We start from the raw sequence: 14365 nt of genomic DNA, 5'->3' as shown, positions 1-14365 counted from the left end.
GTCCCGTGTCCCGCGTCCCGCATCCCGCATCCCGCGAGCCGCGAGCCGCGAGCCGTGTCCTGTGAGCCCCGTCCCGCGACCCACGTCCTGTGAGCCCCGCGCATGAGGGTCACCGACACCAGCGACCTGTGGTGGCGCACCGCCGTCTTCTACAACCTCGACGTGAAGACGTTCATGGACTGGGACGACGACGGCGTCGGCGACCTCGAGGGCCTCGTCCACCGGATCGACTACCTGGCCGAGCTCGGCGTCAGCTGCCTCTGGCTCGCGCCGTTCTATCGGTCCCCCGGCCGCGACAACGGCTACGACATCAGCGACTTCTACGGAGTGGACGAGCGCTTCGGGCACCACGGCGACGTCGTCGAGGTGATCCGGACCGCCCACGACCGCGGGATGCGCGTGATCGTCGACCTCGTCGTCAACCACACCTCGGACCAGCACCCCTGGTTCCAGGCCGCCCGCTCCTCCCCCGACAGCCCGTACCGCGACTACTACGTCTGGCGCGACGAGCCGCCCGCCGATCAGCCCGCGAACGTGTTCCCGGACGCGGAGGACGGCGTCTGGTTCCGTGACGAGGAGGCGGGCCAGTACTACCTGCACCGCTTCTACCGGCACCAGCCCGACCTCAACACCGAGAACCCGGCCGTGCGCGACGAGATCGCGAAGCTCATCGGGTTCTGGCTGCAGCTGGGCGTCGACGGCTTCCGGGTCGACGCGGTGCCGTACCTGATCGAGCCCGGCGCCCGCGACGAGCACGAGTGGCTGCGCCTGCTGCGCCGCTTCGTCTCGCGGCGCTCCGGCGAGGCGATGCTGCTGGGCGAGGTCAACGTGACCCGCGAGGAGCAGCTCGGCTTCTTCGGCGGCGAGGACGCGGACGAGCTGTCGATGCAGTTCGACTTCATCGGCAACCAGCGCCTCTACCTCGCGCTGGCCCGGGAGGAGGCGGCGCCGCTCGTCGAGGCGCTCGCGAGCCGCCCCGAGATCTCCGTCGGCAGCCAGTGGGCGAACTTCGCGCGCAACCACGACGAGCTCACCCTCGACCAGCTGAGCGACGACGAGCGCGACGAGGTCTTCGCGGCGTTCGCTCCGGAGCAGTCGCAGCGGATCCACGGGCGCGGCATCGTCCGCCGCCTCCCGCCGATGGTCGACGGCGACCCGCGCCGCGTCCGCCTGGTCCACAGCCTGGTCTTCTCGCTGCCCGGGACCCCGGTGCTCTACTACGGCGAGGAGATCGGGATGGGCGAGAACGCCGACATCCCGGGCCGCAGCGCCGTTCGGACCCCGATGCAGTGGAGCAGCGCCGCCAACGGCGGGTTCTCGCGCGCCGACGCCTCCGACCTGATCGCCGCCCCTCCCGGCGGCGGCTTCGGACCCGAGCACGTGAACGCGGCCGCGCAGCTCCAGGATCCGGACTCCCTCCTGGCCCACGTGAAGGGCCTCGCCTGGCTGTACCGGCGGTCGCCGGAGATCGGCTGGGGCGAGTACACGCACCTCCCCTGCGACGAGCCGAGCGTGCTCGTGCACCGGATGTCCGCGTCGACCGGCACGACCGTCGCGGTGCACAACCTGGCGTCGAACCCGCGCACGGCGCACCTGACGCTCCCCGACACCCCCGCCGGGGCGCGGCTGGTCGACTCCCTCGGCGGCGAGTCGCTCCCGCTCGGCGAAGACGGCGCCGTGTCGGTGCCCCTCGGCGGCTACGGCGCGCGCTGGTTCCGCGTGGTCACGGAGGAGTCGCGCCGGCTGGTGTGAGCGGAGGGGCGGGGCTCTTCTCGACAGTCCAGGAGTCGTCGCAGTCGACCTCGAGTGCGGCGGCTCCTGCGTTCTCGCGCGAGCGAGCCGAGCGCGCGGCTCGAGAGTCCAGTAGTCGTCGCAGTCGCGCGCGAGTGCGACAACTATTGGCGTTTCGAGGGGGGCGGGGCAGGAACGGAGGACGAAAGCACCCACCGCACGAAACGTTACGCACATCGGTCCACAGCATCGTTGACGCCGCTACCCTCCCCCGCCTACCGTGAAGCGCAACGTTTCGCTCCCGCCGCCGCACCAGGAGGATCCGCATGGCCCCCACTCCGCCGAGCCACCGCGTCCTCGCGAGCGGCAGCCGCATCCCCGCGATCGGCGCCGGGACGTTCGGCTCCGACCGCTACGACGCCGAGACCGTCGGCCTCGCGGTCGAGCACTCCCTCCGCGCCGGCTTCCGCCTCCTCGACTGCGCCACCGTCTACGGCAACGAGCCGCGCGTCGGCCGGGCGATCGCCGACTCCGGAGTCGACCGCGACGAGCTCTTCGTCATGTCGAAGATCTGGAACGACGCGCACGAGCCCGCGGCGGCCGTCGCCTCCGTCGAGCGCTCGCTCGCCGACCTCGGCCTCGACGTGCTCGACGCCGTCTTCGTGCACTGGCCCTTCCCGAACCACCACCCGCCGCACGCCGAGACCGACGCTCGCGATCCGCACGCCCGCCCGTACGTCCACGAGGCGTTCCTCGAGACCTGGCGCGCGCTCGAGAGCATGGTCGACCGGGGCCTCGTCCGGCACCTCGGCACCTCCAACGTCACGATCCCCAAGCTCGAGCGGATCCTCGCCGACGTCCGCATCGCCCCGCAGCTGAACGAGATGGAGCTGCACCCCTGCTTCCAGCAGCCGGAGCTGTTCCGCTTCTGCCTCGACCATCGCATCCAGCCGATCGGCTACTCGCCGCTGGGCTCGCCGTCGCGGCCGGAGCGCGATCGGGTGGAGGGCGACATCGTCGACATCGAGCACTCCGCGGTGCGGGCGATCGCCGAGGAGCGGGGCGTGCATCCGGCCGTCGTGTGCCTCGCCTGGGCGGTGAACCGCGGCCAGATCCCGATCCCGTTCGCGGTGAAGCCGGAGCAGATCGAGGCGAACCTGGCCGCCGCCTCCCTGGTGCTCACGGCCGAGGAGCAGGAGGCGCTGCGCGGCGCCGAGCGCAACAACCGGCTGATCAAGGGCCAGGTCTTCCTCTGGCCCGGCAGCTCCGGCTGGCTCGACCTGTGGGACGCCGACGGCACGATCCCGGGCTGGAGCGGCTACGGCTCTCCCCGCGCCACCCTGTGACGTGGCCACCTACAAGGACCTGCAGCGGCTGACCGGCCTCTCGCTCTCGACCATCTCGAAGCACTACAACGGGCTCCCCGTGCGCCCCGAGAACCGGGCGGCGATCGAGGCGGCGGCCGCCGAGGTCGGCTTCCGGGTCAACGGCTTCGCTCGAGGCCTGCGCTCGCGGCGCTCCCGCACGGTCGGAGTGCTGCTGCCCGCCCTCGACAACGAGTTCCACCTCTCGATCATCGCGGGCCTCGAGCGGGCCCTGCGCGGAGAGGGCATCGGCGTGCTGGTCGGCGTGAGCCGCCCCGAGCCGGGAGCCGCGGTCGACCTGCTGCTCGAGAAGATGGTCGACGGGATCGTGGCGGTGCCGTCCGCGGGCGACGTCGACGCGCTGCGCCGCGCCTCCGAGCAGGGCACCCCCGTGGTGGCCGTCGACTGGATCGACGACGCACTGGTCACCGATCGCGTCGCGCTCGACAACGCGGGCGCCGGCGCCTCCGCCGCCCGCCACCTCCTCGACCACGGCCACCGCTCGATCGCGGTGCTCGGCGGGGAGGACGGAGTGTCCTCCACCCGGGAGCGGACCGCCGGCTTCCTCGCCGCCCTGGCCGAGCGCGGCGTCCACCCCGCCGCCGACGCCGTGGTGCGCGGCCCGCTGACGGTCGAGAGCGGGGTCGCCGCCGTCGAGCGGATCCTCGCCCTGAGCCCCCGGCCGACCGCCCTGTTCGCGAGCAACCGCGAGCTGACGGTCGGCGCCCTGATCGCCCTCGGCGACTCCGGACTGCGCGTGCCGACGGACCTCTCCGTCGTCGGCTTCGACAACGTCGAGCTGGCCCGCGTGGTCCGCCCGCACCTGACCACGATCGCCCAGCCGACGGAGGCGATCGCCGCCGAGGCCGCCGCCCTCGTCCGCCTCCGCCTCGACTCCGGGGCGGAGCAGCCCGGCCCCCAGGAGCGGAGGCTCCCCGGCCGCCTGCTCGCCGGCTCGTCCGTCGCCCACCTCCACGACCTCTAGGAGCTCCTCTTGCTGACCACGACCCTCCTCCACCCCGAGATCCTGCACGCGCTCGCCCGCGCGGGCCACGGCTCCCGCGTCCTCATCGCCGACGGCAACTACCCCGTCGGCACCACGCTCGGACCGAACTCCGCCCTGGTGCACCTGAACCTCCGGCCCGACATGCTGACCGTCGACGAGATCCTCGACGCCCTGCTCTCGGCGATCGTCGTCGAGGAGGCGACGGTCATGACCCCCGCGCCCGGCATCGACGTCCCCGCGCAGGACGCCTTCCGCCGATCCCTCGACGGCGTCCCCTTCACCTCGCTCGAGCGGCACGCCTTCTACGCCGAGGCGCGCACCCCCGACGTCGCGCTCACCATCGCCTCGGGCGACCGCCGCATCTACGCGAACCTCATCCTCACGATCGGCGTGCGCCCGGCCGACGCGTCCTGAGCGAGGGGCGGGCGGGGCGTCGTCCCGCCCGACCCCGCTCCCTGAAAGTCCACGAGGCGTTCTCACGGCCGGCATCCCTACTCTGGTCGGCGTGGATCTCGACACCCTCCTCAACATCGGCCTCGTGGTGCTGTTCGTCCTCCTCGGAGGCGTCTTCGCGGGCACCGAGATGGCCATCGTCAGCCTCCGCGAGAGCCAGGTCCGCGCGATCGAGGCCGGCAGCGAGCGCGGCCGGCGCATCGCCGAGCTCGTCCGCAACCCCAACACGTTCCTCTCCGCGGTCCAGATCGGCGTCACGCTCGCCGGCTTCTTCTCCTCGGCGTACGGCGCCTCGACCATCGCGCCCGACCTCGTGCCGCCGCTGCAGTCGCTCGGCCTCTCGGCCTCCGCCGCCTCCACCGTCGCCCTGATCCTGATGACCCTCGTCATCGCGTACCTCTCCCTGGTGCTGGGCGAGCTGGTCCCCAAGCGCCTGGCGATGCAGAAGTCCGTCGCGTTCACCAAGGCCCTCGCGCCCCCGCTCAACGCCCTCGCGCGCCTGATGCGCCCCGTGATCTGGCTGCTGTCCGTCTCGACCGACGCCGTCGTCCGCCTCCTCGGCGCCGACCCGCGCGAGAAGGGCGAGAGCGTCTCGGCCGACGAGGTGCGCGACATGATCTCCAGCAACACCGAGATCCACGAGGACAGCCGCCGGCTGCTCACCGACATCTTCCGCGCGGACGACCGCCGCGTCGCCGAGGTGATGCGCCCGCGCCCGGACGTCGACTTCCTCCGCGGCGCGCTCAGCGTGGCCGAGGGCTACGCGGCGGTCCTCGACCAGCCGCACTCGCGCTACCCGGTGGTCGGCGACGACTTCGACGACGTGCTCGGCTTCGTCCACGTGCGCGACCTGATGTCCGCGTTCCCGGAGGCGGGACGCGCCGGCACCGCGAGCAGCGTCGCCGACATCACCCGCCCGATCCTCGCGGTCCCCGGCACGACGAAGGTGCTCGCGGCCCTGCGCACCATGCGCCAGGACGGCCACCAGATCGCCGTCGTCATCGACGAGTACGGGGGAACCGACGGCATCATCACGCTGGAGGACCTGCTCGAGGAGCTCGTCGGCGAGATCTACGACGAGTACGACGGCGCCCGCCAGGCGGTCGACGCGAAGGCGGCCGAGCAGCTGCACGACGTCGACGGCGGGATGATCCTCGAGGACCTGGCGGAGCAGCTGGGCATCGAGCTGCCCGAGGGTCCGTACGAGACGGTCGGCGGATTCGTCCTCGACCGGATCGGCCGTGTGGCCGTCGTGGGCGACTCCGTGCTCGTCGGCGACCACCTGCTCCGCGTGGCCGAGACGGACCGCTACCGCATCTCGCGGCTGACCCTCGTGCCGCAGCCCGCGTCGGAGCCGAGCCCGCCGACGACGCCCGCCGTCTGACGGGCGACCGGCCGCCCCTAGGGCAGAGGGCCCTCCACCCAGCGCGTGGCGGCGCGGCCGCGGGCTCCGGGCTGCGCGATCCACAGTCCGCCGGCGTGCGGATGACGCGCCCGCTCGTCCGCCGAGAGGTCGCGTGATGCGGAGGTGACGACCGCGATGTCCAGGTCCTCGCCCGCGAAGGCGATGCTGGAGGAGTGCGGGGCGTCGATCCTGATGCCCTCGCCCTCGACCGGGCTGCCGTCGGCCTCGAACACCCGAACGCCGCTCCCGCCCCAGACCGCGACCCACACGCGGCCGTCGGCGTCCACGGTCAGTCCGTCGGCGAACACGCCCTCCTCGAGCTCGACGAACGGCTCGCGCGGGCCGTGCTCGGCGTCCGCGTAGGAGCGGCGGCGGATCACGCCCGACTCGGTGTCGGCCGAGTACAGCACAGAGCCGTCCGGCGAGAAGCCGAGTCCGTTCGAGAGCCGCAGGTCGTCGTCGAGCACGGTGACGGATCCGTCGTGCTCGATGCGCAGCAGGACGTCGTCGCCCGCCGACTCGCCGAGGGTCAGCGAGCCGACCAGGAGGCGCCCCTGCGGGTCGATCGTGCCGTCGTTGAAGCGGTGCCCCTCCGGCAGCAGCTCGGAGCCGCGCGTGAGGGAGCCGTCGACCTCCAGGATCGCGAGCCGTCGGGTCAGCGCGACGAGCGTCCGCCCGTCGCCCAGGGGCAGCGCGGCGCCGACCTGCTCGCCGACGTCGGTGCGCGAGATCGCTCCGATCCCCTCCGTGGTGACGGGAGCGGACAGGACCGCGCCGGCCTCGATGTCGACCCAGGTGAGGCGGGCGGTGTCCGGATCCCAGACGGGCCCCTCGCTGAGGACGTAAGTGGGGGTGCCCGCGGGCGTCGCGTCGATCATGCCTCCACGCTAGGCCGAGGAGGCGGGCGGTGTCAGGCCCCGCGGGACGGATCCGGGCTCGCGTCCACCGCGCCTCGCTCCGCCTCCGGGTGGGCACCGATGCCCGGGATACACCCGCTCGGCGGTCCGTGACAAGGGGTGAATAGCCCGGCGATATGGAGCCGCCCGCGGGTCTAGTGTCGTCTCGCCGCGCTCGGGACAGCGTTCCTCCGCAACGACGCCGGGGCGACAGGAAGGCGCTCGCCATGTCGACATCCACCAGTCCGCGCGGCCCGGTCCGGAGCCTCGTGCCCGCCCGCATCGACAGGCTCCCCTGGACCCGCTTCCACTGGTCGATCGTCGTCGGCCTCGGCTTCTCGTGGGTGCTGGACGGACTCGAGATCCAGATCGTCGCCTCCGCCGGCTTCGCGAAGGAGTTCGGGCTCTCGGCCTTCGAGGTCGGCCTGCTCGGCACGATCTACCTGTGCGGGCAGATCGCGGGCGCCCTGATCTTCGGGCGACTGAGCGACAAGCTCGGGCGGCGCAAGCTGTTCATCCTGACGCTCGTCATCTACCTGGTCGCCAGCGGCCTGGCGGGACTCGCGCCGAACTACGTCTTCCTCGCCGTGTTCCGCTTCTTCGCGGGCATGGGGATCGGCGGCGAGTACGCGGCGATCAACTCCGCGATCGACGAGCTCATCCCCTCCAAGTACCGCGGCCGCGTCGACATCGCGATCAACGGCACCTACTGGGGCGGCGCGGCTCTGGGCTCCGCGGCCAACCTGTTCTTCCTGAACGACGCGCTCTTCGCCGAGAACGTCGGCTGGCGCCTCGGCTTCTTCCTCGGCCCGATCCTCGGACTGGCGATCATCTACCTCCGCCGCCACATCCCCGAGAGCCCCCGCTGGCTGATGACGCACGGCCGCGAGGAGGAGGCGGAGCGCACCGTCGACGAGATCGAGCGCCGAGTGGAGGCGGAAGGCGGCGTGCTCGAGCCTGTCGACGACGCGAAGGCGATCACCGTGAAGGCGACGGAGAGCATCCCGTTCCGCACCATCGCCCGGGTGCTGCTGCGGCAGTACCCGAAGCGGACGCTGGTGGGCGCGACGATGATGATCACCCAGTCGTTCCTCTACAACGCGATCTTCTTCACCTACGCGCTGGTGCTCGAGAACTTCTACGGAGTCGAGCAGAGCGCGATCTCGTACTTCTTCTTCCCGTTCGCGATCGGCAACCTCGTCGGGCCGCTGGTGCTCGGCCACCTGTTCGACGTGTGGGGCCGGCGGAAGATGATCTTCCTCACCTACGGCGTCTCGGGAGCGGTCCTGGCCGTCTCGGCGGTCCTCTTCAGCATGGACGTCCTGACCGCGACGACGCAGACGATCCTCTGGTGCGTGTCGTTCTTCTTCGCCTCCGCCGGAGCCTCGAGCGCCTACCTCACCGTGAGCGAGATCTTCCCGCTCGAGCTGCGCAGCCAGGCGATCTCGTACTTCTTCACCCTCGGCCAGATCGCCGGAGCGGTCGCCCCCGCCCTCTACGGCGCGCTGATCGGCGACGGCAGCGACCGCGGTCCGCTGACGATCGGCTACTTCGTCGGCGCCGCCGTGATGATCCTCGGCGGCGTGATCGCCCTGATCTTCGGCGTCGACGCCGAGCGCCGCAGCCTCGAGAGCATCACCGAGCCCCTGTCGACCGTGAAGTCCTGAGGGCGGATCGCCGCCTGCCGTCCGAGCGCCGCCCGGGAGCGGCGTCTCGGAGCCGACGTCTCGGGGCCGGCGTCTCGCAACCGGCCTTCCGGAGCCGACGTGAGTCGGCGTCAGTGGGCCGGGCGGTAGCCGGTCCGGTCGTCGGGGGTGATCTGGCGGAGGACGCGGGCGGGGACGCCGGCGGCGATGGTGAGCGGAGGGACGTCGCGGGTGACGACGCTGCCCGAGCCGATCACGGCCCCGTCGCCGATGGTGACGCCCTGGTTGATCGTGACGCCGCCGCCGATCCAGACGCCGTCGCCGACGACGACCGGCTTCGCGGTGCAGGCGCCGGCCGCGCGCTCGGCCGGGTCGAGGGCGTGGTTCGACGTGTAGATCGAGACGCGCGGGCCGAACAGCACGTCGTCGCCGATCGTGATGGGGGCGCCGTCGAGCAGGATGCAGTCGAAGTTCGCGTAGAAGCGGTCGCCGATCGTGATGTTGAACCCGAACTCGCACCGGAACGTCGGCTCGAGGTGCGCGTCCGCGCCCACGGAGGCGACGAGCTCGCGGAGTAGAGCCTCCCGCTCGACCGGGGGACGCCCGAAGCTCGCGTTGTACGCGTTCGAGGCGAGGACCGCCCGCTCGCGCGCGGCGACCAGCTCGGGGGTCATGTCGTCGTACACGGCGCCGGTCAGGATGTGCGCGCGCTGGTCCTCGAGGGTCATCGTCGTCCGTTCGTCGGTGTCGGCGCCCCGACGGGCGCCCGCGCCCACGCTACGGGGCCGCCGCGCGCCGGAACACCGCCTCCTCCGCCGACACACCGCTCCTGCAGCGGTGTCTCGATGACGGAGAGGCGTCTCGGCGGAATCCCGCAGCAGCAGCGGCACCTCGGCGCCGCCACGCCCCCGCCGCGCAGCAGGCGTCAGCCCACGTGCACGCCCGGCCGGCGGTCGCGGCGGGACTCCGCGCGGCGGAGGACCTCGCGGGTGACGGGGGCGACCTCGCCGGTGCCGGTGATGAGGAAGCGGAACATGTTCGAGATGGGGCCGCCCTCGGTCCACTCGAAGTAGACGTCCGGGATCACGCCGGTGAGGTCGCGGATCTCGAGCAGCACCGTGGCGATGGTGTTCGGGATGTTGCCGCTGGTCACCGTCAGCACGCGGAAGCCGTGGCAGACGCGGCCCTGCACGACCAGGTCCTCCTCGAAGTCGGAGGAGTCGGTGGTGTGCACCTCGAGGAAGAGCACCGGGCCGCGCATCGGCAAGTTGCTGTCGCGCTGCTCCTCCGCCAGCTTGTCCCGGTACTCCGCCTCGGAACCGTCGTCGGGCTCGTTCGCGAGGATGCGGATCACGCCGTAGTCGTCGGCGTCCGTGGTGAGGAAGTCGATCGCGGCGGCGTCGAACACCACGGAGGTGGCGCGCAGCTGGAACGAGCGGTGCACCCGCGAGACGAGCGAGACCGCGAGGATGCCGACGATGAAGACCGCCGCGATCCTCACGCCGTCGGGCCTCTCGACCACGTTCACGACCGTCGTGTAGACGAAGACCAGCGCGATGACCGCGAAGCCCACGGCGCGCTTGCGCTGCTTCCTGCGCTTCGCCGAGAGGAACACGGCGACGGACGCGGAGGTGATCAGCACCAGCACGCCGGTCGCGTAGGCCCCGCCCTGCGCGTCGACGTCGGCGCGGAAGAGGATCGTGATGACGAAGGCGACGACGGTGAAGACCAGCACGAGCGGACGGACGGCGCCGGCCCACTGCGGAGCCATGCCGTAGCGGGGCAGGTAGCGCGGGACGATGTTGAGCAGGCCTGCCAGCGCGGAGGCGCCCGCGAACCAGAGGATGCAGATCGTCGCGACGTCGTAGACCGTGCCGAAGCCCTCGCCGAGGTACTCGTGCGCGAGGTAGGCCAGCGCGCGGCCGTTGGCCTCGCCGCCCGGCTGGAACTGCGCCTGCGGGATGAGCAGCGTGGTGACGAAGCTCGAGGTGATGAGGAACGCCGACATCGTGACGGCGGCGGTGATGAGCAGCCGCTTCGCCCCGCGGATGCGGCCGACGGGGGCGTCCTCGGTGTCGCCCGCGTCGCCGCGGATCTGCGGCATGACCGCGACCCCGGTCTCGAAGCCGGAGAGCCCGAGCGCGAGCTTGGGGAACACGATGAGCGCGATGCCGACCATGATCAGCGGATTCCCGTGCTGGGTCGTGAGCGCCGACCACCAGTCGCCGATGACGACTGGGTTCTCGGCCACGTGCTCGATCGCCACGGCGATCACGATCGCGTTGAGCAGGAGGAACACGGCCACGAGCACGACCGCGATCGAGATGGCCTCGCGGAACCCGCGCAGGAACACGATCCCCAGCAGGGCGATCAGCCCCAGCGTGAGCGGCACCTCCGCCCCGTGGAACCAGGCGGGGGCGAACGGGTTCTCGACCGCGTGCGCCGTCGCGTCGGCCGCCGAGAGGGTGATCGTGATCATGAAGTCGGTGGCCGCGAACCCCAGCAGCACGAGCACGAAGAGCTTGCCGCCCCACCAGGGCAGCAGGCGCTCGAGCATCGCGATCGACCCCTCGCCGCGGAAGCTCTCGCGGGCCACGCGGCGGTAGACGGGGAGCGCGCCGAGGAGCGTCAGCACCACCAGGACGATCGTCGCGAGCGGAGAGACGAGGCCCGCGGCGAGCGCCGCGATCGCCGGCTGGTAGCCGAGGGTCGAGAAGTAGTCGACGCCGGTGAGGCACATGACGCGCCACCACGAGTGCGTCCTGCCGGTGGCCGCGTGGGGGCCGGGGTGCGCTCCGGAGTCGTCGCGGAGGCCCTCGAGGAGCCACGCCTTCACCCCGCCCGCGCGCGCGGAGGAGAGAGGTGAGGGTTCGAGGGCGTCGGGGTCGCCACGGACGACGGAAGAGGTCACTGGATGTTTCTACTCGCCGTGAGGAGCGCGCCCGCCCGGAATGAGCGGATCCTCACGCTTTCCTCACGGGTAATCGGCTGGGGAGGGACGTCGACGCGCGATCCCGCGTCGTGAGGGGGTCGTGAGGGCATCGTGAGCGGCGCGCGAGCGGACCGTGCGGATCGGCCCGGTACGCGTCCGCGTTCCGTCAGGATCCCCTCCCACCCGCCGTCGCGGGCCGACGATGGCGCTCGTGCACCTGCTCCTCCGCCTCCTCGACGCCGGCCCCCGCTGGGGCCGCCACACCGTCGGTGCGAGCCGCTACGGCGTCGTCCGGAGCGAGCTCGTGGTCTTCGCGCCCGGCACCTCCGTCGAGGAGCGGAGGCGCCTCCACCTGCACGCGGCCGGTCCGCAGCTGGTCGTGGCCGTGACGGCCGCCGGCGCCGTCGGGACGCTCGCGCTCGATCGGCTGCCACTCGTCCTGCTGGCCGCGCTCGCCCTGCCGACCGCGTCGCTCCTGCTCCTCTCGGCCCGCTCGACCCGCCGCCTCCGCCGGGCCTGCGCCCGCCGGCTCGTGATCGCGGACGTCGACTCCCCCGCCGTCGCCGACCAGGCGGCGATCGCGGCCGTGCTGCGGCGGGCCGACCGGCTGCTCGACGCCGGCGTCCTCACTCCGCTCGAGCACGAGGAGGTGTGGGCCTGCGCGCACGACCGGGTCGCGGGCCGCGTGGCTGACCGCCGCTCCCAGCCCCGGGCGGGAGGATCGGGGACGTCCGCCACCGATGGGAGCCCCTCATGACCACACCGCGCCGCGCACTGATCCTCGTCGACGTGCAGCAGGAGTACTTCAGCGGTCCGCTCGAGATCCAGTACCCGCCGCACGCGCAGTCGCTGCCGAGGATCGCCGCCGCTCTGGACTCCGCCGCCGCCGCGGGCCTCCCGATCGCCGTCGTCCAGCACAGCGCGGGCGAGGGAGCGCCGATCTTCGACCCGTCGGGTCCGTCCTTCGCGCTGCACCCGGAGATCGAGAAGCGCCGCTCGGATTCGTGGAAGAACGTCACGAAGCAGTTCGGCACGGTCTTCGCGGGGACCGACCTGCTCGACTGGCTCCGCGAGCACGACGTCGACACGATCACCCTCGTCGGCTACATGACCAACAACTGCATCCTCGCCTCGGCCGCCGAGGCGGAGACGCACGGGCTCCGCGCCGAGGTCCTCTCCGACGCGACGGGCGCGATCGCGATCGCGAACGACGCCGGCACGATCGACGCGCACTCCCTGCACACCACGCTGATGGCGCTGCTCAACTCGAACTTCGCCGCCGTCGCCCCGACCACCGTCTGGATCTCGGCGCTGAAGGGCGAGTACACCCTCCCCATGAGCAGCCTGCCCGAGTCGGCGACGGCGGGCGCCGCTCGCTGACGGGCACTCCTCCGGACGGATCGGCCGGCTCTACTCTCGGTGCATGGCCCTTCTGCACCGTGCGACGATCACCCCCGGGAAGCTCGAGATCGTGGAGGCATGGGCGCCGACGCAGCCCTGGTGCGAGGGCGGCGGATTCACGCAGCTCGGCGCCTACCGGTTCGACGACCCCGACGGCGAGGTGGGAGTGGAGACGCTGATCGTCCAGTCGACCGGGCAGCCGCCGCTCCAGGTGCCGCTGACCTACCGCGGCTCGCCTCTCACCGGCGGTGACGCGCATCTCCTCACGACCGTCGAGCACACCGTCCTCGGTCGTCGCTGGGTCTACGACGGTGCCGGCGACCCCGTCGCGATCGCCGCCTTCGCCACGGCGATCCGCACCGGCGCCCGGGAGGTCGAGCAGCATTTCGAGGAGGACGGGCAGCGCATCGTCCGCCCGCCGACCGCGACGGTGCAGGGCAGCGGATCAGGCGCCGGAGCGTCCGGGCCGCCGTCGACGGTGCTCGTCCGCAGCGACGCACGGACCACCACGACCTCGGCCGACGGTCTGACTCTCGTCCTCGCGCGGGTCCTCGCGCCGCCGTTCCTCGAGGGCGAGGAGCGGCTGACCGGCAGGTGGAGCGAGGCGCTCCCCGTCACCCTCGCCGTCCTGGCCTGAACCGGCTCCGGTGGTCCGCCGCCCGGGTCGTGGGCGACGGACGGCGGCGCGCTCCGGGAGGACCTGCTCAGTGGCCGCGCAGTGCCGCGACGGTCCGAGTGGGACTAGTCGTTCAGGTGCGCGATGGCGTAGTCGGCCTCGTCGCTCGTGAACTGCTCCCCGTACTCGCTGGTCAGCTGGTCGCGGATGGCCTCCGGCGCCATCGCCATCTGGGCCTGGTAGTCCTTGGCCTTCGCCAGCGCGTTGGCGTTCCAGTCGGCGGAGACGGTGTCCACCGCGTACTGCGCGGCCTCGGGCGAGAACTGCTCCCCGTACTCGGAGGTGAGCTGGCCGTACAGTCCCGCCTTGCTCATGTGGAGCATCTCGGAGTAGCTCTGCGCCTTGATGAGTGCCGAGGCGAACTCGGGCGAGACCTGCGCAGCAGCCGCCGTCTCGACAGGCGCCGGGGCAGGGGCGACCGTCTCGACGGGTGCGGGCTCCGCCGTCTCGACGGGTGCGGGCTCCGCCGTCTCGACGACCTCCGCCTCCTCCGTGGCCGGCACGACGGGAGCGGTCGTGGGCTCGGACGACTCGACGATCACGGCCGCCGGGCGGTCGCTCGAGGCGGAGTTCACGGCGGCTCCGAAGCCGATCGTCGTCAGGAGCGAGGCGAGGACGGCCAGACCGCCGAGGACGACGCCGGTGATCGACATCGCCTTCGACTGACCGCGGCGGAGGGCGAGGATGCCCAGGACGACGGCGGCGATCCCGACGAGTGCTCCGAAGACCGGCACGAGGCCGACGAGGAACGCGACGATGCCGACGACGAGTGCGGCGATGGCGAGGCCGGCCGGGCCGGTCTTCGGAGCACTCGTCGGGATCGCCGCCGTCGTCCTGGGCATCCTCGCCCTCCGC

The 14365-nt window shown here is 72.2% G+C and carries 13 protein-coding genes; 9 read left to right on the top strand and 4 right to left on the bottom strand.

The features are described 5' to 3' along the window. Positions 1-102: 102 nt before the first annotated feature. The 5 genes from C5C63_RS16375 to C5C63_RS16355 all read left to right on the top strand — a co-directional run bounded on the left by C5C63_RS16375 (position 103) and on the right by C5C63_RS16355 (position 5938). Positions 103-1752, top strand: a complete 1650-nt coding sequence (locus tag C5C63_RS16375) for an alpha-amylase family protein (protein WP_104326443.1) — start codon at positions 103-105, stop codon at positions 1750-1752. 305 nt (positions 1753-2057) lie between these two features. Continuing rightward, complete coding sequence (locus C5C63_RS16370; RefSeq protein WP_104326442.1) at positions 2058-3077, top strand: aldo/keto reductase; 1020 nt, start codon at positions 2058-2060, stop codon at positions 3075-3077. Position 3078: 1 nt separating this feature from the next. Further along, positions 3079-4080 carry a LacI family DNA-binding transcriptional regulator gene (locus C5C63_RS16365; protein WP_104261685.1) on the top strand — a complete coding sequence of 334 codons (1002 nt, stop codon included), beginning with the start codon at positions 3079-3081 and terminating at the stop codon, positions 4078-4080. A 9-nt stretch (positions 4081-4089) separates the two neighbouring features. After that, positions 4090-4515: an RbsD/FucU family protein gene (locus tag C5C63_RS16360; protein WP_104225080.1), complete on the top strand. Its 426-nt coding sequence runs from the start codon at positions 4090-4092 to the stop codon at positions 4513-4515. A 91-nt stretch (positions 4516-4606) separates the two neighbouring features. Continuing rightward, entirely contained in the window at positions 4607-5938 is a 1332-nt protein-coding gene (locus C5C63_RS16355; protein ID WP_104227326.1) for a hemolysin family protein, read from the top strand. Positions 5939-5955: 17 nt separating this feature from the next. Here the strand turns inward: C5C63_RS16355 and C5C63_RS16350 are convergent, their stop codons facing one another. Next, complete coding sequence (locus C5C63_RS16350; protein WP_104268029.1) at positions 5956-6837, bottom strand: SMP-30/gluconolactonase/LRE family protein; 882 nt, start codon at positions 6835-6837, stop codon at positions 5956-5958. A gap of 245 nt (positions 6838-7082) precedes the next feature. On the opposite strand from C5C63_RS16350, the gene C5C63_RS16345 reads away from it, so the two are divergent. Next, positions 7083-8522 carry an MFS transporter gene (locus C5C63_RS16345; protein ID WP_104225083.1) on the top strand — a complete coding sequence of 480 codons (1440 nt, stop codon included), beginning with the start codon at positions 7083-7085 and terminating at the stop codon, positions 8520-8522. A gap of 110 nt (positions 8523-8632) precedes the next feature. Here the strand turns inward: C5C63_RS16345 and C5C63_RS16340 are convergent, their stop codons facing one another. After that, positions 8633-9229 carry a sugar O-acetyltransferase gene (locus tag C5C63_RS16340; RefSeq protein ID WP_104317852.1) on the bottom strand — a complete coding sequence of 199 codons (597 nt, stop codon included), beginning with the start codon at positions 9227-9229 and terminating at the stop codon, positions 8633-8635. A 197-nt stretch (positions 9230-9426) separates the two neighbouring features. Next, on the bottom strand, positions 9427-11412 hold the full coding sequence (locus C5C63_RS16335; protein WP_374954104.1) for an amino acid permease: 1986 nt from the start codon (positions 11410-11412) through the stop codon (positions 9427-9429). A 232-nt stretch (positions 11413-11644) separates the two neighbouring features. Between C5C63_RS16335 and C5C63_RS16330 the strand changes: the two genes are divergently transcribed. From C5C63_RS16330 to C5C63_RS16320, 3 genes are read left to right on the top strand one after another with little or no spacing between them, the layout of a single operon-like run. Continuing rightward, the gene (locus C5C63_RS16330) at positions 11645-12190 is read left to right on the top strand and encodes a DUF6611 family protein (protein ID WP_146086422.1); all 546 of its coding nucleotides are present in this window, start codon (positions 11645-11647) and stop codon (positions 12188-12190) included. After that, the gene (locus C5C63_RS16325; protein WP_104248270.1) at positions 12187-12813 is read left to right on the top strand and encodes an isochorismatase family protein; all 627 of its coding nucleotides are present in this window, start codon (positions 12187-12189) and stop codon (positions 12811-12813) included. Before C5C63_RS16330 ends, C5C63_RS16325 begins: the two co-directional genes overlap by 4 nt. Before the next feature lie 43 nt (positions 12814-12856). After that, entirely contained in the window at positions 12857-13471 is a 615-nt protein-coding gene (locus tag C5C63_RS16320; protein ID WP_104326439.1) for a hypothetical protein, read from the top strand. Between the two features lie 104 nt (positions 13472-13575). Here C5C63_RS16320 and C5C63_RS16315 read toward each other — a convergent pair whose 3' ends face one another. Next, a complete protein-coding gene (locus C5C63_RS16315) occupies positions 13576-14352 on the bottom strand; it encodes an Ltp family lipoprotein (protein ID WP_258065482.1) in 777 nt (258 codons plus the stop codon). Positions 14353-14365 lie beyond the last annotated feature (13 nt).

It is taken from the genome of Rathayibacter sp. AY1B8 (genome assembly GCF_002932775.1).
Taxonomy (GTDB): Bacteria; Actinomycetota; Actinomycetes; order Actinomycetales; family Microbacteriaceae; genus Rathayibacter.
The sequence above is the reverse complement of the archived record's forward strand: the minus strand, read 5'-3'. Positions and strand labels throughout refer to the sequence as shown.